Source organism: Claveliimonas sp., from assembly GCF_037273965.1.
Lineage (GTDB): Bacteria > Bacillota > Clostridia > Lachnospirales > Lachnospiraceae > Claveliimonas > Claveliimonas bilis.
The window spans coordinates 1-18,590 of record NZ_JAYAZJ010000135.1 but is presented as its reverse complement, the minus strand read 5'-3'; the positions used below and the strand labels follow the sequence as shown (position 1 = coordinate 18,590).

Here is an 18,590-nt window from a genome sequence, read left to right as displayed (position 1 = left end):
TACACTGGAATCCCTCATGGATCAGATCAGTATGGTATTCCAGAATGTATATCTCTTCGCAGACACGATTGAGAACAATATCAAATTCGGGAAGCCGGATGCCAGCCACGATCAGGTTGTTGCCGCTGCGAAAAAAGCCTGCTGCCATGATTTTATTTCCGATCTGCCGGACGGTTATGACACGGTGATCGGGGAAGGCGGAGCCACATTGTCCGGCGGTGAAAAACAGCGCATCTCCATTGCGCGGGCAATGCTGAAAAACGCACCCATCATTATCTTTGACGAAGCAACGGCAAATGTTGATCCGGAAAATGAAGATAAACTTCAGAAAGCCATGGAAGAGCTGATGCGTGATAAAACAATCCTGATGATCGCCCATCGGCTCAAGACCGTACAAAAAGCAGATCGGATCCTGGTGCTGGACGAAGGACGGATCGTGCAGAATGGAACCCATGCGGAGCTCAAGGATACACCTGGGATCTACCGGGATTTCCTGGGAGTCAGGAAAGAAGCTGCGGGGTGGAAACTGTAAAAGTATGAGTCTGCCTGCCGGAGAATTCGGGCTTTTTTAAGACTTGTATTCTCCGGCGAACTGTCTCTTCTCTTTTGCAACCCTTATTTGGATTTTGGGGAGCACCCCTCCGTCTAGATTCTATTGCTGGCTGATCAGAGGATTGCTGTGATTGTTCCCACTGCAAGGCAGGCTGGCAGGCCAAGAAGCATACCAATACAGGACTACTTGATATGAAAACGGTAGTCTTTATTTTGTTTCAGACCGCAAACCCGGCAAAGCTTAATTCGCATCCCTGCCCCACACGACTGACAATATTGACAATCCTCGTCATGACCTCCGGATATTTTTCCTTATTAGTGAAAACGAGAATCTTGGTATATCCCTCGGAATACTCAGCCTCATCTACTTCTTCAATTTCGCGGACCTCACGCATAATTTCTGAAGCTTCTGCTTCGCTCAACGCCTTAGACAACCGATAATACCTTCCCATGGTTCATTCCCTCTTTCTTCGATTAGTTTTGCCTAACTAAAATATAACGCTTTTTGGTGAAAAACACAATGGGTAGGCAATTAAAAACCACCTGCAATTTGTTTCAGTAAGCAAGAATAAAATCTTTCTCATTGCAAAACAGATAAATTCAGAGTATACTATATTAAAAATTAGCCGTTCGCCTAAATTTTGAGGTAATTTATGGAATAAAGCCGAACGGCTAATTTATTGACCACTTAAAAAAATCATGCCGCTCGGCTAAAAAGGAAGTTGGAAATGAAAATAATTGATGCAAAATCGCTTGGCAAAGCAATACGCGACCGAAGAAAAGAGCTCCACTATACACAGACATATTTATCCGAATTCACGGGATTCAGCGTCAGCTTTATTTCTGACCTGGAACGCGGGAAGCCCACGGTCGAATTAGAAAAAACACTTAAAATCATTAATATACTCGGATTAGATATATTGATAGAAAAGCGAGGATAAGATGAACAATAAGTTAACGGTATTTATAGAAATTAACGGGACAAGCATTTATGTCGGGGATATCATTGGGGATACTCCGGCACGCGCGAGTTTCACATACTCTCCCGAATATCTGTTAAATCCGGAAAACCGCCCCATTTCGATAAGTTTGCCTCTTACTAAAGCAGCCTTTTCTCCGGAACAGACAAAAACATTTTTTGACGGTCTCCTTCCGGAAGGTTTTACCCGTCGTTGTGTAGCAAGCTGGATGCATGTAGATGAGAACGATTATTTGTCTATCCTTGCAGGTTTAGGACACGAGTGTCTCGGAGCTGTAAGGATTGTCGCACAAAACAGTCCGCATCTTCCGCCTGAATATCGCAGGCTTACAGACGCTGAAGCGAAAAATCTAGCCAGAGAAGGTGCTACAGAATCTGCACAGTTAATCACAAAATCACATTTATCTCTTACCGGAGCTTCAGGAAAAGTCGGTCTGTATTACGATGAAAAAAACAACCAGTGGTATCTTCCCGTAGGTGATGCTCCAAGCACCCATATTGTAAAGCAAAGCCATGTGCGTTTACAAGAAATTGTAGCCAATGAACAGCTGTGTCTTCTCACCGCACGTAATTTAGGAATAGATATACCAGAAAGTTTCATAGTAAATATTGGTGATTTTTCGGACGGTGATGTCCTGTTCGCGACCAGAAGATATGACCGAAAAATACATCCCGATGCCAGAATAATAAACGGACTTTCCGTTCCTTACCGGCTTCATCAGGAAGATTTCGCTCAAGCACTCGGTATTGCTTCAGCAAATAAATATGAGAGGGAGCATGAAGACTATCTTAATAGAATGTTTGCATTACTCCGCGCCTATTCAGCAGATCCAATGACAGATCAGCTAAAGCTATGGGATATATGTATTTACAACTATCTTATCGGGAACACCGATAACCATATTAAAAATCTGTCTCTATTATACAGCCCGGATTTAAAATCAATACGTCTCGCCCCTGCCTATGATATCATCAGCACAGTAATCTATGAAAGCAGCACAGAAAATATGGCTTTGAGCATCGGAGGTATATATAAACTCAATGAAATAACAAAACAGTCTTTTGAAGCACAATCAAAGCATATTGGATTAGGTACTAATCTGGCGATGAAACGATTTGATGCAATGGTATCTCATTTTCACGAGGCACTTAATAAAGCCGTGATTGATCTTGAACTTCAAGGATTTGTCCATGCGCACGACCTAAAAGAAAAAATACTTGCCAGAGGGGGAATCCGGCGTCAATAATATTCGGGCACGTTTCCTGAAAAAAATACCGAAGTTCCACCGAGACACACTGAACTTCGGTATTTTTTTACCTTAGTCAAAATCAATAGTACACTTTTGAACAGCCCAGCCAAGGCTTTCCTGCTGAATATGATATAGTCTCTGATATAAACCTTTCTTTTCCATCAACTCACTATGTGTTCCACTTTCTACTAATTTCCCATCATCTAATACAAATATCTGATCAGCGCCCACTACTGAACGAAGCCGGTGAGCGATCATAATGACCGTCTTGTCCTCCACCAGTTTTGCAATGGCCTTTTGAACCAGAACTTCATTCTCCGGATCAAGGGATGCTGTCGCTTCATCAAGCAGAATGATCGGCGCGTTTTTCAGCAAGGCACGGGCGATGGAAATCCGCTAACGCTCACCGCCGGAAAGCGTGCTGCCGTTTTCACCGAGGACCGTCTGATACCCGTCCGGCATTTCACGTACAAATTCATCACAATAGGCTGCCTTTGCCGCAGTAATCACCTGTTCGTCTGTTGCGTTTGGACTGCCAAGTCGGATATTATTCATAACAGTATCATTGAACAGAGTCACATCCTGGAACACGAAAGACATATAAGACATGTCTACAATATTCCTTCCCTGAAAATGGGTCTATAAAAGCACTGATACGATGAAAAGAACTAAGCGCCGACAATTCCCCTGGTGCTTAGTTCTTTTCTAAATAAAACAAAGCTGAATTAAAATATTCCAAATACTCTATATTTTTCAGGATACCGGTATCTTCATGAAAATGCATTATGCTATCAGCACAATTATAATAAGTGAAAACAGAAAGAAGGTTCCCCATATAAGGATCAGTGGATTTACATGCAAAAAAGTCAAGAAAACTAAAGTCAGGCAAATCCCCAGCACCGTAAATACAGCGTAGATGCAGGTCATCATAGGTTTGGGCTGATCTTAAGTTGTCCAGAAGATCGGGAAGATATATATGGAGTGCGGCTGCAATAGCTGCAATTCCGGCAAGAATAAACAGCAGCCACCGCTTGGATTTCTGTTTCTTCATAATTAGTCTTTTCTTTCTTTAATTAGTTATTTCTAACTACATGTTGAAAAATGAGCCGTGTCTCCACGGCTGTAAATGTATAAAAGACAAATTCAGGCATGTCAATGGATATTCTGATATAAGACTGGCAGTATATTTATCAGTCTTATTTTTGTCCTACTATCATTCGGGAATTTCCCAGCATCATCAGCGTGGCTCGGCGATGGGAGCCGAAGGCTTCCTGTGCCGTATCGATGATCCGTACTTCCCGGTATCCCATTTTGCGCAGTTTTTTTGCGAACTCCTCCATATCTCCGTACATCCGGGGCTTCATGTCATCGTTAAGGGCAAACACGCCACCCTTTTTCAGCACTCTCAGGCTTTCCAGCAGAAGACCCTGCTTGTCCGCGCCGTTGATATTATGATAGACATAATTGCTTACTACGGCATCAAAGGTTTCATCCTGAAAGTCTAATTTCCGGGCGTCGCCGTGAAGAAAACTGCAACGTTCATATACGCCCTCGCTCCGGGCATTACTCTCGCACATGGTCTGACTGTAATTGTAGACTGCACCCCAGTAATCAATGCCGGTCACTTCTGCCTCCGGCCAGGAAATCGCCGCCCGGATGGAGAGTGCGCCTGATCCGCATCCTACCTCCAGAAGCGTCCCCTTTCCGTCGAAATCCAGGTAAGACAGAAGAACCTCATGAACCTTTTCCATCATGCCTCCCCCGTCAAAGGCATACTGCCGTCGGATCCATGTGATCCAGGCAAGCAGGATCAGCACAACCACCGCAGCGATCAGCGCCAGAACCCCGATCAGCCTCATGCCGGGAATAAAATGCGATATAACGCATAAGACTGCCATGAAGACAACCAGTGCACCCACCATATAAAAGACCGGCGCGGACATCCAGTTCCCATAATTTTCTCCGTGTGTACCGAGTCTGACCGGCTTCCCTTTTCTTCCATTCATCTCCATATCCTGCATTCTCCCTAGTCAGATTTGCTGTCTGGACATTTCATTTTTCTCTCTGTCCGAGGCAGTATTCATAAATAATTGTTTTCTGTCCGGAACCGTCCGGAAATGGTTTTTCCAAGATTTTCGTAAACCCTCTCTTTTCATAGAATTTCCAGGATGCCAGAGTATTCGTCAACAGCCGCACAGTTTCAGCCCCGTCATTCCCCGCTCTGTCCATAAATCTGGATACCAGCACCGTTCCCAGTCCTTTCCGGTAATCTGTTCTGGAAGTAAGAGCCACCAGCTCCAGATCACATCCGTCAAAAAACTGCTCTTCCCGCTCACGCGCCTGTAAAATAAAGCTGTCCAGCTGTTTCTGAAACGCTTCGGACAAACAATACCCTTTCAGATAAAATTTCAGGAACATCCGGCACCAGGCCATATAATGCTTTTTGCACCTGTCAGAATCTGTCTTCAGCGGACGGAATTTTTTTCCGTAATTTCCGCTGATAAAACCTGCGATCTGGTGATCTAAAGTTTCCGCCACATAGGTAAAACTGCACTTTTCTATCAGGACCTGAGCGTAATCCCGCAAAAGAATCCTGTCATTTTCATCAATGGGACAGGTGAAAAAGCCTTCGTAAAAACATTGCCCGCAGCCGCCTGCATCTTCCTCTCTGTATGGCCGTATCATAAACATAAAATTCCTCCTCTCTGCCGGCTGATCAGGTTTATCGCCTTCCCTTTTATGTACCTATCAATCCCACAAGTTGCCGAACATCCTTTTTTCCGAAGACAACTATAATATCTTACGATCTGTTTTCCCAGAGAAGCTGACATCTGTGGAAATATCTTTTACTTTCAGTTAAGCTGTCTGCGTGTTTTTATTTTGGTTAGTTGTATCTAACCAACTGTTACTAGCATAGCAAATTTAAAAATAAATATCAATATCTTTTTCTTATATTGACAAAATTTTATACCGGGTATGTTATAGCATTGTTATATATGACCGTCAATTCAACCTATTCCTTTTCCAGTTCCCACTTTGACAACAATTTCCCCAGTTGTTTTGCAAGCATCCCAACCAAAAGAGCCGCTGCCACTGTTCCTTCTCTCACGCCCTGAAGCTGTCCTGTAAAGGAAAGCGACAAAATACAGGCAATTATAACCAGCGTTACGTCAAACCCCACTTTCATATATCCAAACTTTACTTTGGGAAACACTTTGCAGATTGCCAGTACTACTCCCTCTCCTGCCAGTACTATCACTCCCGCCTTAACTTCAAAACTGACTCCCACGGCCACCAGCAGGATACCGGCAAGACAGACAAGCCACTGCTGCCAGTATGTATCACAGTGGATTCCCCGGACTGCCCATACACCGAAGTCCGTGAGATAGCCGAAGAAGAACGCCACTGGAAGCTGCATAAGCTGAATTGGGTGATAATTTTTCCTCAAGATCAGAATCTGCAGCAAAATAAATACACAATGCATTGTAATTGTAGCCGTCCCTACAGTCAGCGAAGTAAACAGACTGACCACATACGGTACGCTCGAAATCGGAGAGGTTCCCAGACTTGCTTTAATAGAAAATGCGACGCCAAATGCCATGATTGAAAGGCCCACCAGAAGGAGCAGATAGCGTTTTAAAATATAGACAGATAACTTATTCAATATATTCATTCCTTTCCTTTTTCCGTCATTTTTATTATAACACTATCAAAAAAAATGTGTATGTCTGATACGAAGAAGTACGTCACGGCTCAAAAAACCGGGGCAATAAAATTTACCCCGGCTTTTGTCATTTTAAGTTTAATATGCCCTACTTTTCACTGGACAATTCAAATATCCTGTAACACCTCGTCTGCTTTCTTTATGGACGGATGATCCTTCCGGCTCCTGCCATTGTCTCGACAATGCTGTACATATTTGTCACAGTTCCGACAGCCAGCTTTTCTTTTAATCCGTAATAATCCAGACAGGTTCCGCATGTCATGATCTCCACGCCCTGTGCTTCCAGACTCTTTAAGTCTTCCAGCGAATCCGACCCTTCACAGGTCAGGGTTGCTCCGCCATTGTAAAACAGCATGGTTTTAGGAAGTGTATCCAGCTGTGTGACAGCAAAAATAAATCCTTTGATCAAAACTTTTCCAAGGGCATCATTTCCCTCTCCCATGCGGTCAGAAGATACGACAACAACGGTATTTCCTCTGGCATCCGGGATGCAGGCAGTCTCCTCTTCCTCTCCGGCAGCCTGTGATGGCGCTCCTTCCATTTCAATCACGATCCGGAACTCTTTTTCTCCCTTTTTCTCAGAAGTTACTTTCCCTCCGCTGGATGCTGCCATTTTTGATACATTCTGTACGGCAATCTCATTATCTACAAGAACCTCTATTGTCTCCGGTCCTGTCAGCTCCTGCATTGCCTTCTTTGTCTTAATCACCGGAATCGGGCAGTTATCTCCCATTGCATTTACTGTTATCATGTTTCTTCCACCTTTCTTTGTGTCTATATGATTACAGCATTTCAATAAATGCTGCAATTCTCGTATTCAGCTGTCCAATATCTGCCTGTGAATAATCTGTTTCCACATTGAGATATGGAATCCCTTTTTCCTGGTTTACGAATTTGCGGATGCTAAAAGCCTCCACGTTATAAGTATGACACGCCTGCAGCGTCATTTCAACTACTCCGTCCACTTTATATTCATCGATCAGACGTCCCAAAAGCTCCAGTCTGTTGGGATTAGGAGTCATAACGGAACATCCGATATTCAGATATCTTCTTGCCAGAGCATCATACACATCAGGATTCTCCTCATCTACCAGCTTGTCAATGGATTTGGCACCGGTACAGTTTTCGTATGTAACAACGACTGCCCCATTGCTCTCAATTGCCTGGATCACCTTTTCTGTCGCTCCTCCAACAGGACAGCCGGTGAAAAGAATACGGGGCATCTTCTCCAGCATTTTTCCTTCCGCATATTCTTTTTGTATCTTTTCTACCAGGGCATCTACCTCTGCCGGAATTTCTCTCCGGTCAAATTTGAAGGTACTTCCATATAATACCTTAAAAAGGTCATGTCCGCAGATCGGAACCGGATCATGTTTCATAACCTCATACAATTTTCTCAAAGAGCGCCGTCCGGCATTGTTCACTTTGATCGCTTCCCGGATATCATCCTCGGTGATCGTTACGTCAAATTTCTTTTCCAGATATTCTTTAAAGCGAATGATCTCGCTTTTCCAGAGCTTCAGCGCTTCCTCGCCCTGTGTATTTGGAAGTTCCATCAAAAACACATCTTTAAATTCAGACATATATTCATACATCTTTTTCTTTCCGTCGCAGGTTGTCTCCCCGACTACCACATCGGAAAAATAGAAAAACGGGCATTTGTCTGTCTTCGCAAATCCGTAACTGGATTTGATCAGAGGACAGAGATTTTTGGGGAGATCCCTCTCTGCTTCCGGTATTGTCTCATCGGAAGTGGAACACAGTCCCACTGTGGCGGCTCCCATAGCCATTGCAATCTCCTGGGGAAAATAAGTACAATATGCTCCCACAATAGGAACTCCCTGCTCTTTTAATTTTTTTACTCCGAGAAAAGAATTTTTCCTTTGCTCTGCAAATTCTTCAAATACCTCTGGCAATTCTTTGATCAGTTCCATTTTTATCTCCTTTTATCTGTTTTTGTCTTTTCTTTTGCCAGCAGTGCCGCTCCCAAAGCGCCTGCATATCGTCCCTGTTCAGTAGGGCATACTTTCTGTCCGATTTTTTCTGACAGTATTTTTGTAAAATATTCACTGCTGCTAAGCCCACCTGTCAAAATAATATGATCCGGCAGGTTTTTCCTCATTGCAAGCTGAGCCACTTTAGCTGCAACAGAATCCACAACACCAGCCGCAATGTCCTCTCTCTTTCTGCCTTCCCCAATATAATTGATCACTTCTGATTCAGCAAAGACTGTACACAATGAGCTAATAGAAAGTGTATTTCCCGCAGCGGCCATATCAAAAAGTTCCTGAAGCGTAACTCCAAGACGGTTTGCCATGATTTCCAGGAATTTCCCGGTCCCTGCAGAACACTTATCATTCATAAGGAAATCCTGCACCATGCCATTTTCGATGAGGATCACTTTCGTGTCCTGTCCTCCCACATCGATGACTGCGCAGTGATCGCTTCCCAGCTCCCGGCCGCCTCTTGCATGGCAGGTAATCTCTGTAATAACATAATCTGCATAATCTACCGCAATTCTTCCATAGCCCGTAGCCACGACTTTTGCCTGGCCTTCCTCCATATTGATTCCGTCTTTCTTCAGATTTTCACGGATCGTCAACGCTGTTTCCTTACTGCTCCAGCCGGTAGGCATGGTAAATGCAAGTTCCTTTTCTCCTCTTACCACCACCTTGGCAGCTGTTGAACCAATATCTATTCCTATATAATTCATGTACTATCCCTTCGTCTTTTGCTTCTTCACTATTCCGGTCTTTCATCAGCAGTACCGGTCTCTGCCGGGGTTGATATCCTTTTCAACCACCACCATATCCAGAATTTCAATATCGTTTTCCTGAATACATTTCTCTATTTTCTCCCTATCTTCTTCCTGATAAATCAGGGAAATCCCGCAGCACTTGCTTGCACTTCTCGGAGTCGGGGCGATGACCGCCCTGATTCCAAGTGCCTTCAGCTCTCTGTGAAGCCGCATTCCATTATCATGATTGGGAAATAAAATGTAATGCTGTTTTTCTGACATGGGCCTATGCCCCCAGCATTTCTATAAATGCACTGATTCTTGTACGAAGCTGCTGTGCATCACTGTCTACATAGTCTGTTTCAATTCCAAGTACCGGAATCCCTGCTTCCTTCAGCGCTTTTTCCACCGTATATCCCTCTACGTCATAAAGGCTGCAGAATTTCAGATTTACATCAATAACTCCATCCACTTTATATTCTTTTGCCAGGCGGACAATATCATCAATTCTTGCACTGTTTGGTGTAAAACATGCACAGTTGATTCCCATATATCTTTCTGCAATAGCGTCGATCTGTTCATCTACCGTCGTCTTTGTCTCATCTACAAGGCGTTCAAAATATCTTGTGCCGGTGCACATTTCTTCACAGACAACTGCTCCTCCGCTTGTTTCTACCAGATTATGGATCTTCCAGTTTGGAATAGCCAGAGGTGTTCCTGTCAGCATAATTCTCTTTGTTCCTTCCGGAAATACGCTCACACCCTCTGCTACTCTGTTTTCCAGTTCGTCGCACAGTTTATTTGTCATTTCTGTAAATCTTGTGGGATCATCATAGAATGCGATCTGTGAGATCAGAAGTACATCTTTTCCACTGATGGGAAGCCTGTCATTTCTGCGAAAAGCGTACAGTCTTTCCAGGGCTTTCCTCTTCTGATTGATCATATGAATACTGTCAGCAAGCTTTTCCGCTGTTATTTTATTTCCGGTAAAATCCTCTACTACTTTTTTAAATTCCCGGATTTCATCCGCCCAGGAACAGACATCCTTCTCTCTCTTCATCTGGGGCAGATCCATTACATGTACCGGAACATCCTCTGCCAGAATTTCCCATGCTTTTTTCTTTCCGTCGCATGTAGTTTCTCCCACATACATGTCAGCAATACGGAAAAACGGACAGGTACGGTCCAGTCTGGCACCTACTGATGCCTTGATCAAAGGACAGGTATTGGTAGGAAGAACCTTCTCTCCTCCCGGAACCCAGAACTGTGATCCGCCGCACAGTCCTGTAGCGATCGCATCTGCTGCAAATACAATTTCATCCGGCACATAGACACAGAATGTCCCGAATACTTTCCCGCCTTTTTTCTGATGTTCGATCAGCTCTGCCGGACGGACCCCGTGTATTTCTGCAACGACAAAGTTAAAATAATCCATTGCCTCCGGCCTGTTTTCCTGGGAAAGATAAACATCGCCAAATGCCTGTGGCAAAACTTCGCACAACTGGTCGTGTGTGTCCACATCCATTCCCAAATCTTCCCACATCTTTCTGTAATCTGCCATAATAAAATAACCTCCTCTTTTTGTACTTTCCACAGTACTCCTTCTATTACGGTAACACTTTTAGAATTTCCAAACAATTATAAAGAGGCCGTTTTCTTATTGCTTTTTATAATAATTCTCTCATTTTATTGACTTTTTCTATAAGTCCTTTTCACTTTCTGCTGTTACAATTCCTTAAATGCCTGAATACACTGATCGATCTCCTCTTTTGCATTAAAAGTACTGAAAGCAAAACGGACCGTTCCCTGAGGATAGGTCCCGAGTATATAGTGTGCTGCTGGTGCGCAATGCAGGCCCACCCTGGTCATAATGCCATATTTTTGTTCCAGCTTAAAGGCTGCCACCGCGTTATCTGTCTTTAGAAAATCCAGTGAAACCACCGCAACTCTCCCTTCGGTCCCCTTCTTTCCCGCAATACGTATCTGCGGAAACTGCTTCACCTGTTCCAGGAAATATTTCGTCAGATCCATCTTTTTTTGATGAATCTTCTCTATTCCCTGCTCCTTAATATAAGATAAAGCTGCATGAAGCCCGATAATTCCGGGAAGATTAAGGGTTCCGCTTTCATATTTGTCCGGCAGGGTTTCCGGCATCTTAAGGCTGTCCGACTGGCTGCCTGTACCTCCCATGATCAGTGGTTCCATCTTGTCATCCAGAGAAGAAGAAATCAAAAATCCTCCGATTCCCTGGGGGCCTAAAAGACCTTTATGGCCGGTAAAAGCAAGGAAATCAATTCCGGTCTTCTTCATGTCAACCGGAATCGTTCCTGCACTTTGGGCTGTATCCACCACAAAATAAATCTGCCGTTCCCTGCAGATTTTTCCTATTTCCTCCACAGGCACAATCGTGCCGCACACGTTAGAGGCATGAAGGACAATGATCGCTTTTGTATTTGGGCGGATTTTATGCTCCATATCTTCCAGAGACACATTTCCCTCCTCATCCGTGTAGACAGCCTCATAGCAGACGCCCCTTTTTTCCATGGCGTACAGTGGCCTCATCACCGCATTATGCTCCATTCCCGTCACAAGGACATGATCTCCGGACTTTAAAAATCCGCGGATAAAATAATTCAGGGAATGGGTAATTCCCGGTGTAAATATAACCTGCCGGGAACTTTCTGCATGGAAAAGATCAGCCAGCTGTTCTCGCGTTTCCAGTACCGTATCTGCCACTTCATATGCTCCCTCATAATTCCCTCTGTTGATATTAAATGCCCCTTCTGTCAGCAATCTGCCGACTTCCCGGGCCACTCCGGGAGCCTTTGGATAGGAAGTGCTTCCATTATCAAAATAAATGGATGATTTTTTGTTCATGGTTATACCATCCCCCTTTGTTTTATCTTCCTTTTCAGCTATATATAACGGTATCACTTTTCTATTTCTTCAACAATTATGGGGAAAGCTTTTCCTATCGTTTTTTTCAATAATTATCATTTATTTATTTGCATTTTCTATCACTCATCTCATTGCGGATATCCTTCCCTTTGCCGATGCAGCTTTCGGTATTTTCCCGGAGAGATTCCCTGCCTGTCTCTGAACATTTTCCCAAAATAACTGGGACTTTGAAAGCCTGCTGCCATCCCCACTTCAGCAATACTCATGTCTGTCTCGGCCAGCATTCTGGATGCCTGTGTCAGACGGTACTGAATGAGATACTCTGCCGGAGCTTTGCCTACAATATTCTGAAAGCTCCGGAAACATTCACTTTTGCTGACATGGATCACCTCCGCCATATCTTCTACACTGATATTCCTGCCAAAATTTTCATGGATATATTCCAGCATTTTCCTTACCCGGTATTCCTGCCTCTTTCTTGCTAGGGAAGGGCTTCCCTCCTCTTTGACCTGGTTCAGTCTCTTCCACAGGCTTCTCCAGACGGCGCAGAGATTTTCCATGATTTCCAATTCCCACTCTTCCGATTCTCTGACTCTGAAAAATCTTCCAAGAACATCCAAAAGCTCCCAGTCCGCCGGATTTTCTTTTTCCAGATAGAGTCCAGCCACCGGTCTTTCTATAACAGGAAGCACATATTTCCGGTAAATAAGATCTGAAGCCTGCATCTGAAAAATCCGGGCAGGGATCACAAAATAGTACGCGATGGATTCCGGAACAACTTGACGCGCTGAATGCATGGTCTTTGCATTAATAAATGCTCCGTCACCGGCTTTCAGAATTTTAATCTGCTGTTCTTTCGACGCCTGGTGGATCCGAAATTCCACCTCTCCTTGCACAACAATGGTAAATTCAATATCTTCATGCCAATGGCAGCTAAATTCACCGTCAATAAATTCATCAAATACATCCGCCCTGCTGATAATGGGAAATTCTGGACTTTCATACTGGACTCTCTCCTGCAAAAAGCGATCCACTTTCACTTTGCCTCTGAACATTTTTATTTCCATCCTTTCCATTTCTATTTGATAGAATATTTATATTTTTTGATAGCTTTATTCATTTACTCCCGCACTTTTTGCTATTATTATTACATCATATCATATATTCTAAAAAGGAGGCGTAAAATGAAACAAAAATTTGTTCAGAATTATATCATCATCGGATGTTTTCTCTCTTATCTTCTGTTCGGCTTCGTTGACAACATAAAAGGACCGGCAATTCCGGTGATTTTAGCAGACATGAACTTTGACTACTCCCTGGGAGGCGCAATTACATTTATGGAGTATACCGGATTCTTTCTGGCTTCTTTTTTTGCAGGATATCTTGCAGATCTTTTCGGACGGAAATTTCCTCTTCTACTTGCCATATGCTGCCTGCTTTTTGGGATTGTCGGTTACTCGCTTTCCTCCAGTCTCCCTTTTTTCTTTTTCTTTATCTTTTTTATCGGGCTGGGGTGCGGTTCGCTGGAATTGGCAGGGGGAAATATTATTGCCTCCGTCCGCACTGCAGACAGAGGCCGCTATCTCAATCTTTTAAATGCTTTTTTCGGAATAGGCGCCGTCTTTACTCCCATCATGACCGGATGGCTGTTTAACCAGGACGTCTCCTGGCGAAGTGTATACCTCCTTAGCCTTGCGGTCGTCATTCCTATAGGAATTTATTTTCTTTTCATGAAACTGCCAAGGGAGCAGACGACCAGAAAAAAGGAGAAAGTATCTGTTCACGATATGCTGGAAATGGTGATGCATCCCCAGGTCAGACTTTTGTATCTTGCCATATTTGCCTATGTGGCCGCTGAAATCGGAGTTGCCACATGGATGGTAGATTTTCTGCAGAAATCCCGGCATATTTCTGTAGTGGAAAGTTCCATGTATCTGTCCGTCCATTTTGCCGGAATCGCGGTAGGCCGGCTTTTTGGCAGCCTCTTTGTTGACCGCCTTGGACACCTGCAAAGCCTTCTGCTTTTTTCCGTCTTATCAGCGGCTTTTATTGCCATCGGCAGTTTTGGGCCTGCCTCTGTATCCATCGTACTTGCCTTCACCGGCTTTGGATACTCCATTATATTTCCTACTGCCACCGCCGTCATTTCTGAAATCCCCTCTCCTCATCCCGGAACAAAACTGGGCCTGTTCTATGGAGCCGGGGGACTTGGTGGAGCTGTCGGACCATGGATCGCGGGACTTTTAAATGATCTGCTTGGCCTGAAAGCCGGCATGGCTGTCAATCTTTGCTTTTGTCTCGTCCTGTTTGTGTGTATTGCTGCTTATCTGAAAAGTCAGTCCTTAAGGAGCTTTGCCGAATCTTCCAGATGACCGTTTTCATCAAACTGAAGTTCCTGCCCTTCTTGGATCAGTTCAATATCAGGATTGTCTTTCAGCTCCTCATACAAGGCTTCGGAGACCCAGAGTTTTTCTATATTATTGGTATTTTTGATCCGAATGACCCTTGCTTTTCCCGGCTCGTCCAGAGCAGCGGTTGCAAGAGCTGCCTCAATAGCTTCTCGGTCATTTGCTTCTATACATGGAATTTTCCCCTGTGCAGGAGCCATGGAAGCCACTGCATTTTTGGCTGTAGCCGCAAAATCAATCTGATCCAGAACCTCCTTTGTGGAAAAATCCGCCAGGCCGATCCCAATGGCATTTCCATGAGATTCCTCTGTAAGATGAAGAACAACGATTCTGGTAACCCTAGGAACTTTGGGCTCTGACTGCCCGGTTACAAAAACTCTTCCGATCACTTTTGTATCCATGCCGGAGCCCGAAATATTTTTCCCCATCTCATCTACGATCAGAACATCGATCTTCTCTGCAGGAAGTTTCATCCTCTCTTTTTTCACTTTAGCAAGCAGCTGCTTTTCTGTCTCCACAAAGTCTTCCGGTTTCCTTAGGTAAATACCTCTCAATTCATGAACTGCATTTTCTGTTATCATCACCCCAAAAAGAACGTTCAGCCTGGCGCTCATAAACTCTGCTGTTTCCCGGATCACAGTCCCGTAACCGTATTTTAATGCAAGGGAGTGGACATTCTGGCAGCCTCTTGGATTTCCGATTCCAATGGCCATCATTTTCAGTACGCCGCTCTCTGTCACATCTTCAAAATCCGTATGCATCTTCACCCTGTTTATAAGGACAACCGCGTCAAATTCCCGGCACAGCACATTGCCGTAAACCGGAAAGCCGTGCTCTTTTGTGCTTCCCCACTCTTCTGTATCACCGCTGCACAAAATGGGAGCGCCAATATTTTCCTCTGTGATCCCAAGGGATGCAAGCACCTCCCTTTGACCTTCTGCCGTCCCATTCCCATGGGAACCCATTGCTCCGAAAACATAAGGCCTGCCGCCTGCTTCCTTTATTTTTTCTACTGTCAGGGAGACAATAGAGCAGATCTTGTCAATGCCGCGGCTTCCTACTGCAATTCCTATCTTTTTCCCCTTGATCCTGCCGAGATCAAGGGCTGCCTTTTCATATTCCCGGTCAAATTCTGTCTCTATATTGCTAATATTTTCCCTGCTGTAGTCGTGATTGTAGATTTGATACATCTTTGGAAATTTCATACTCTTCCCCTCCTGTTTCCTGCCTGTAAAACCAGTGCACCGGATATCGACCAATAAGATCCGGCATTAAATCCATTATACATCCGGCAAGCAGATTTTGTATATAGAGCAGTCCGAAGGAATGACGTTTCACAAAAATAAAAAAGGATACACAAGCTGTACCTGTGTACCCTCAAGTCATATTTTCTATTCTGTTTCCTCCGACGCTTCATCCTCCGGGGCACTGTTGTGTATTTCTGTGACAGCTACTACCGTTGTCTCCGGATTTGTAATAAGATCAATGTCTTTCTTCTTAGCAATATCCAGATCTTTCACCTGAAGCGAATCACCAAGTTTCATATCTCCCACATCGATCTCTACCTTCTCAACCAGTGCCGCCGGGACTGCTTTATAGGAAATCTCATACAACATCTGCTGTACGAGTCCTGTATTTACCTTTTCGTGATTCAGCAGAATCACCTCAGCTACAGAGTGAACTTTTTCACCACTCACCAAAGCCTGGAAATCAATCTCGTATATATCTGTTTTCAACGGGCTAAGGTCAATCTCTTTGATCAGGACATCCATGGTCTTGCCGTCAACTTCCAACATGATCTGGCTGCCTTTTCCATGGCCTTTGATCAGGCGCTCTGCATCTGTCTTTAATATCTGTATCGGCATGGACTCTTTCATTTCTCTGCCAAATACATTTCCGGTAACAAAGCCTTCCCTTCTAAGTTTTTTCGCTTTTGTCTGCATGTTTCTTTTTTCAGCTTTTAAAGTATTCATTTATCTTTTCCTCCAAAATCTGATTGCTTAACAGCCTTCAACTTTGCAAAACAAAGAGGTCAGTTAAATCGGTTTCCTTGTTACATGCATATTATAACACTTATAGCAGAAAATACTTATTAAATTTTTATAAACTTATGGCTGACACCTTCCGCAGGGAGAATAACCTTGTTCCAGAAGTTCTTCCCTGTTCCCTGAAAATTCTTTTTTATTTCGGGCTTTCATGTCAGATACGCTGGAGCAGTCCGGTTTATGAAACTTATCTGTGTTTTCATTGATAATATAAGTCTCTCCCTTCTTGTCCTCTGCATCACTTGTCTCTCCTTTTTCCAGGACATCTGCATCACTGGCTTCCCGACTGTCCCCACGGCTGTAGTCAATTTCTATTCCCGGCTGTATATTATAAACATATACGTTAAAAGAAACGCCTCTTCCTTCATCCTCAACAGATTCTGCCTCCATCCATACACCGGATGCTACCAGATTATCTCCCTCAAACACCGGCGTGACCCGGTACATAACATGATTATCGGTCTCCTTCACATAATCTGCAATCTCGTTTTCAAAAGGAAGCATCCCTTCTGTATTCATGTATCTTGTTCCTGTAATCAGATTTTTTTCATTGGCATTTTCTGCAGTAAGCTGATAGCCGATAAGATGACAACGGTTATAGAGATATTTTCCCTCTACATTGTCATATTTTACAGTGTGCCATCCCGACGGTTTTATCTCTCCGATCCCTTCCCTCTCCTCTTCCGGCATAAGATCTGTACCCACACAGGCTTCGGCACTCTGGCACCGTCCCAGCTCATCCAGTTCACTGTACGTTTCATAAGAATCTGTTGTCAGCTCTTCTTCTGAAAAATCCGGTTCTCCTTCATCCACCTCCACATAAGGTTCTCCTGTATATTCCGGCACTTCTTCCAAAGAGATTTCCTCTGATGATACCGAAGACACCGGAACGTTTTCCTGTTCTGCTCCTCCACTCTGTGCCTGACAGGCAGTCAAGCAAAAGCATAGGACTGCCAGGATCAGGCTAAGGAACTTTTTCTTTGAACGTTCCGGCAGGCTGCCCTGATTTTCTTTTATTTTTTCCTGATTATCCAAATGTCCGGTCAAGACGCCTCTCCAGCCCCTTTCCTGTCTGCACGCTTTCATCCAGGCTCTCCGCCATTTTTACGGCAAGGCCGACAGCTCCATCAAATCTCCTCTTCAGTTCCTGATTGCTCTCCCGGCATTTGGGATTATCAATGCGCTGATTCATCAACCCTTTTAAATAGGGATATTTCCCCGTCATCTTCATAGCTGTATTGATCAGAGCCTGTTTCCCAGGACCGCGGGTCGTAAAAAGTTTTTTTACCGTTCTCAAGTCCTTCAGGGAGCGGAGAACTATTTTACTTGTCATATTTTCATAAAAAGGCCGGATAGCCTCTGCTGTTGCGATATCTACCGGCACAAGCTTAGCCATGGGATAGGAAAAGGGATCTCTTCCATCCAGACGCAGCAACATTTTTTCAAACTCTTCTTCAATCTCCAGATGCTGAACTCCGCTCTTTCCAATGTAAGTTTCCACGTAAGGATGACATTCACTGTCCAGAATATAATGGCAGAGAAATCCAAGAAGATATGCGTACTCTCTTGTCTTTCTTCCTCTTTTCCGCACAACCTTTACTGCGTGTTCAAAAAACGGATATGCTGAAATGGCATGAAGATGATTACCGTATTCTGAAACCTTGTTAGGAAGGTACGGACGGTAAAAGAAAAAGAGATCTGGTCCCTGGAGACCGATTCTGAATTGTCTGTAATATCTTTTTACGATTTCCTTCAGCTCACCGTTCAGCCGGGCTGACACCTCTTTGCCAAAACGGTCATGTGCGTAAAATGCAGGCATATGCCCACCTCCTTTTTAACTTTATACCCCTGATTCTCAGTATACATCAGCTTTCCTGATTATTCATCTTAATTTTCTCTAAACATTATTTTAATAAAGGCCTTTTACCGTGGGATAGCTTTTATAGAATAATCCGCTGCTATTATATCAATATTTTGTAGGCAGCACTACCAATCAC

At 43.9% G+C, this 18,590-nt stretch carries 20 protein-coding genes and 1 pseudogene; 4 read left to right on the top strand and 17 right to left on the bottom strand.

Features of this window, described 5'->3' with window-relative positions:
* Positions 1 to 532 (top strand): ABC transporter ATP-binding protein (locus WJ238_RS11685; protein WP_337607014.1); only part of this gene is annotated, 532 nt, incomplete at its 5' end.
* 238 nt (positions 533 to 770) lie between these two features.
* On the opposite strand, the gene WJ238_RS11680 is transcribed toward WJ238_RS11685, so the two are convergent.
* On the bottom strand, positions 771 to 1,004 hold the full coding sequence (locus WJ238_RS11680; RefSeq protein WP_230105665.1) for a hypothetical protein: 234 nt from the start codon (positions 1,002 to 1,004) through the stop codon (positions 771 to 773).
* A gap of 276 nt (positions 1,005 to 1,280) precedes the next feature.
* Here WJ238_RS11680 and WJ238_RS11675 point away from each other — a divergent pair, with 276 nt between their 5' ends.
* Both WJ238_RS11675 and WJ238_RS11670 read left to right on the top strand, forming a co-directional pair.
* Positions 1,281 to 1,493 (top strand): helix-turn-helix domain-containing protein, encoded by a 213-nt coding sequence (locus WJ238_RS11675; protein WP_230105664.1) that lies wholly within the window; start codon positions 1,281 to 1,283, stop codon positions 1,491 to 1,493.
* Between the two features lies 1 nt (position 1,494).
* Positions 1,495 to 2,778 (top strand): type II toxin-antitoxin system HipA family toxin, encoded by a 1,284-nt coding sequence (locus WJ238_RS11670; protein ID WP_316269142.1) that lies wholly within the window; start codon positions 1,495 to 1,497, stop codon positions 2,776 to 2,778.
* A 72-nt stretch (positions 2,779 to 2,850) separates the two neighbouring features.
* On the opposite strand, the pseudogene WJ238_RS11665 reads toward WJ238_RS11670, so the two are convergent.
* The 12 genes and pseudogenes from WJ238_RS11665 to WJ238_RS11610 all read right to left on the bottom strand — a co-directional run.
* Positions 2,851 to 3,390 (bottom strand): annotated as a pseudogene (locus WJ238_RS11665) (ABC transporter ATP-binding protein); the annotation flags it as partial.
* An 85-nt stretch (positions 3,391 to 3,475) separates the two neighbouring features.
* The gene (locus WJ238_RS11660) at positions 3,476 to 3,832 is read right to left on the bottom strand and encodes a hypothetical protein (RefSeq protein ID WP_230105662.1); all 357 of its coding nucleotides are present in this window, start codon (positions 3,830 to 3,832) and stop codon (positions 3,476 to 3,478) included.
* 145 nt (positions 3,833 to 3,977) lie between these two features.
* Entirely contained in the window at positions 3,978 to 4,793 is an 816-nt protein-coding gene (locus tag WJ238_RS11655) for a class I SAM-dependent methyltransferase (RefSeq protein ID WP_230105661.1), read from the bottom strand.
* 40 nt (positions 4,794 to 4,833) lie between these two features.
* Entirely contained in the window at positions 4,834 to 5,472 is a 639-nt protein-coding gene (locus WJ238_RS11650) for a GNAT family N-acetyltransferase (RefSeq protein WP_230105660.1), read from the bottom strand.
* 322 nt (positions 5,473 to 5,794) lie between these two features.
* Positions 5,795 to 6,454 carry a YczE/YyaS/YitT family protein gene (locus tag WJ238_RS11645; protein WP_230105659.1) on the bottom strand — a complete coding sequence of 220 codons (660 nt, stop codon included), beginning with the start codon at positions 6,452 to 6,454 and terminating at the stop codon, positions 5,795 to 5,797.
* 190 nt (positions 6,455 to 6,644) lie between these two features.
* Positions 6,645 to 7,256 (bottom strand): sulfurtransferase-like selenium metabolism protein YedF, encoded by a 612-nt coding sequence (gene yedF, locus WJ238_RS11640; protein WP_230105658.1) that lies wholly within the window; start codon positions 7,254 to 7,256, stop codon positions 6,645 to 6,647.
* Between the two features lie 31 nt (positions 7,257 to 7,287).
* On the bottom strand, positions 7,288 to 8,439 hold the full coding sequence (locus tag WJ238_RS11635) for a double-cubane-cluster-containing anaerobic reductase (protein ID WP_230105657.1): 1,152 nt from the start codon (positions 8,437 to 8,439) through the stop codon (positions 7,288 to 7,290).
* 2 nt (positions 8,440 to 8,441) lie between these two features.
* Positions 8,442 to 9,218 carry an acyl-CoA dehydratase activase gene (locus WJ238_RS11630; protein ID WP_230105656.1) on the bottom strand — a complete coding sequence of 259 codons (777 nt, stop codon included), beginning with the start codon at positions 9,216 to 9,218 and terminating at the stop codon, positions 8,442 to 8,444.
* A gap of 45 nt (positions 9,219 to 9,263) precedes the next feature.
* Positions 9,264 to 9,524, bottom strand: coding sequence for a putative Se/S carrier protein (locus tag WJ238_RS11625; protein WP_230105655.1), 261 nt, complete (start codon positions 9,522 to 9,524; stop codon positions 9,264 to 9,266).
* A gap of 4 nt (positions 9,525 to 9,528) precedes the next feature.
* A complete protein-coding gene (locus tag WJ238_RS11620; RefSeq protein ID WP_230105654.1) occupies positions 9,529 to 10,803 on the bottom strand; it encodes a double-cubane-cluster-containing anaerobic reductase in 1,275 nt (424 codons plus the stop codon).
* 164 nt (positions 10,804 to 10,967) lie between these two features.
* Positions 10,968 to 12,119 carry an aminotransferase class V-fold PLP-dependent enzyme gene (locus tag WJ238_RS11615; RefSeq protein WP_337607010.1) on the bottom strand — a complete coding sequence of 384 codons (1,152 nt, stop codon included), beginning with the start codon at positions 12,117 to 12,119 and terminating at the stop codon, positions 10,968 to 10,970.
* 149 nt (positions 12,120 to 12,268) lie between these two features.
* Positions 12,269 to 13,195 carry an AraC family transcriptional regulator gene (locus WJ238_RS11610; protein ID WP_316269147.1) on the bottom strand — a complete coding sequence of 309 codons (927 nt, stop codon included), beginning with the start codon at positions 13,193 to 13,195 and terminating at the stop codon, positions 12,269 to 12,271.
* Positions 13,196 to 13,324: 129 nt separating this feature from the next.
* Here WJ238_RS11610 and WJ238_RS11605 point away from each other — a divergent pair, with 129 nt between their 5' ends.
* Positions 13,325 to 14,512, top strand: coding sequence for an MFS transporter (locus WJ238_RS11605; RefSeq protein WP_316270103.1), 1,188 nt, complete (start codon positions 13,325 to 13,327; stop codon positions 14,510 to 14,512).
* Here the strand turns inward: WJ238_RS11605 and WJ238_RS11600 are convergent.
* From WJ238_RS11600 to WJ238_RS11585, 4 genes are all read right to left on the bottom strand, one after another.
* On the bottom strand, positions 14,476 to 15,753 hold the full coding sequence (locus WJ238_RS11600) for a nickel pincer cofactor-dependent isomerase, group 22 (RefSeq protein WP_337607008.1): 1,278 nt from the start codon (positions 15,751 to 15,753) through the stop codon (positions 14,476 to 14,478). The genes WJ238_RS11605 and WJ238_RS11600 overlap by 37 nt on opposite strands.
* A 186-nt stretch (positions 15,754 to 15,939) precedes the next feature.
* Positions 15,940 to 16,521 carry a 50S ribosomal protein L25 gene (locus tag WJ238_RS11595; protein WP_316269151.1) on the bottom strand — a complete coding sequence of 194 codons (582 nt, stop codon included), beginning with the start codon at positions 16,519 to 16,521 and terminating at the stop codon, positions 15,940 to 15,942.
* 135 nt (positions 16,522 to 16,656) lie between these two features.
* Positions 16,657 to 17,679: a DNA/RNA non-specific endonuclease gene (locus WJ238_RS11590; RefSeq protein WP_316269152.1), complete on the bottom strand. Its 1,023-nt coding sequence runs from the start codon at positions 17,677 to 17,679 to the stop codon at positions 16,657 to 16,659.
* Positions 17,621 to 18,412: a zinc dependent phospholipase C family protein gene (locus WJ238_RS11585; RefSeq protein ID WP_316269154.1), complete on the bottom strand. Its 792-nt coding sequence runs from the start codon at positions 18,410 to 18,412 to the stop codon at positions 17,621 to 17,623. Before WJ238_RS11585 ends, WJ238_RS11590 begins: the two co-directional genes overlap by 59 nt.
* Positions 18,413 to 18,590: the final 178 nt, after the last annotated feature.

Excerpts from the sequence above, each read along its gene's own strand:
- WJ238_RS11680 (WP_230105665.1), bottom strand. The coding sequence starts at position 1,004 with ATGGGAAGGTATTATCGGTTGTCTAAGGCGTTGAGCGAAGCAGAAGCT.
- WJ238_RS11675 (WP_230105664.1), top strand. The coding sequence starts at position 1,281 with ATGAAAATAATTGATGCAAAATCGCTTGGCAAAGCAATACGCGACCGA.
- WJ238_RS11670 (WP_316269142.1), top strand. The coding sequence starts at position 1,495 with ATGAACAATAAGTTAACGGTATTTATAGAAATTAACGGGACAAGCATT.
- WJ238_RS11660 (WP_230105662.1), bottom strand. The coding sequence starts at position 3,832 with ATGAAGAAACAGAAATCCAAGCGGTGGCTGCTGTTTATTCTTGCCGGA.
- WJ238_RS11655 (WP_230105661.1), bottom strand. The coding sequence starts at position 4,793 with ATGGAGATGAATGGAAGAAAAGGGAAGCCGGTCAGACTCGGTACACAC.
- WJ238_RS11650 (WP_230105660.1), bottom strand. The coding sequence starts at position 5,472 with ATGTTTATGATACGGCCATACAGAGAGGAAGATGCAGGCGGCTGCGGG.
- WJ238_RS11645 (WP_230105659.1), bottom strand. The coding sequence starts at position 6,454 with ATGAATATATTGAATAAGTTATCTGTCTATATTTTAAAACGCTATCTG.
- yedF (WP_230105658.1), bottom strand. The coding sequence starts at position 7,256 with ATGATAACAGTAAATGCAATGGGAGATAACTGCCCGATTCCGGTGATT.
- WJ238_RS11635 (WP_230105657.1), bottom strand. The coding sequence starts at position 8,439 with ATGGAACTGATCAAAGAATTGCCAGAGGTATTTGAAGAATTTGCAGAG.
- WJ238_RS11630 (WP_230105656.1), bottom strand. The coding sequence starts at position 9,218 with ATGAATTATATAGGAATAGATATTGGTTCAACAGCTGCCAAGGTGGTG.
- WJ238_RS11625 (WP_230105655.1), bottom strand. The coding sequence starts at position 9,524 with ATGTCAGAAAAACAGCATTACATTTTATTTCCCAATCATGATAATGGA.
- WJ238_RS11620 (WP_230105654.1), bottom strand. The coding sequence starts at position 10,803 with ATGGCAGATTACAGAAAGATGTGGGAAGATTTGGGAATGGATGTGGAC.
- WJ238_RS11615 (WP_337607010.1), bottom strand. The coding sequence starts at position 12,119 with ATGAACAAAAAATCATCCATTTATTTTGATAATGGAAGCACTTCCTAT.
- WJ238_RS11610 (WP_316269147.1), bottom strand. The coding sequence starts at position 13,195 with ATGTTCAGAGGCAAAGTGAAAGTGGATCGCTTTTTGCAGGAGAGAGTC.
- WJ238_RS11605 (WP_316270103.1), top strand. The coding sequence starts at position 13,325 with ATGAAACAAAAATTTGTTCAGAATTATATCATCATCGGATGTTTTCTC.
- WJ238_RS11600 (WP_337607008.1), bottom strand. The coding sequence starts at position 15,753 with ATGAAATTTCCAAAGATGTATCAAATCTACAATCACGACTACAGCAGG.
- WJ238_RS11595 (WP_316269151.1), bottom strand. The coding sequence starts at position 16,521 with ATGAATACTTTAAAAGCTGAAAAAAGAAACATGCAGACAAAAGCGAAA.
- WJ238_RS11590 (WP_316269152.1), bottom strand. The coding sequence starts at position 17,679 with ATGAAAGCGTGCAGACAGGAAAGGGGCTGGAGAGGCGTCTTGACCGGA.
- WJ238_RS11585 (WP_316269154.1), bottom strand. The coding sequence starts at position 18,412 with ATGCCTGCATTTTACGCACATGACCGTTTTGGCAAAGAGGTGTCAGCC.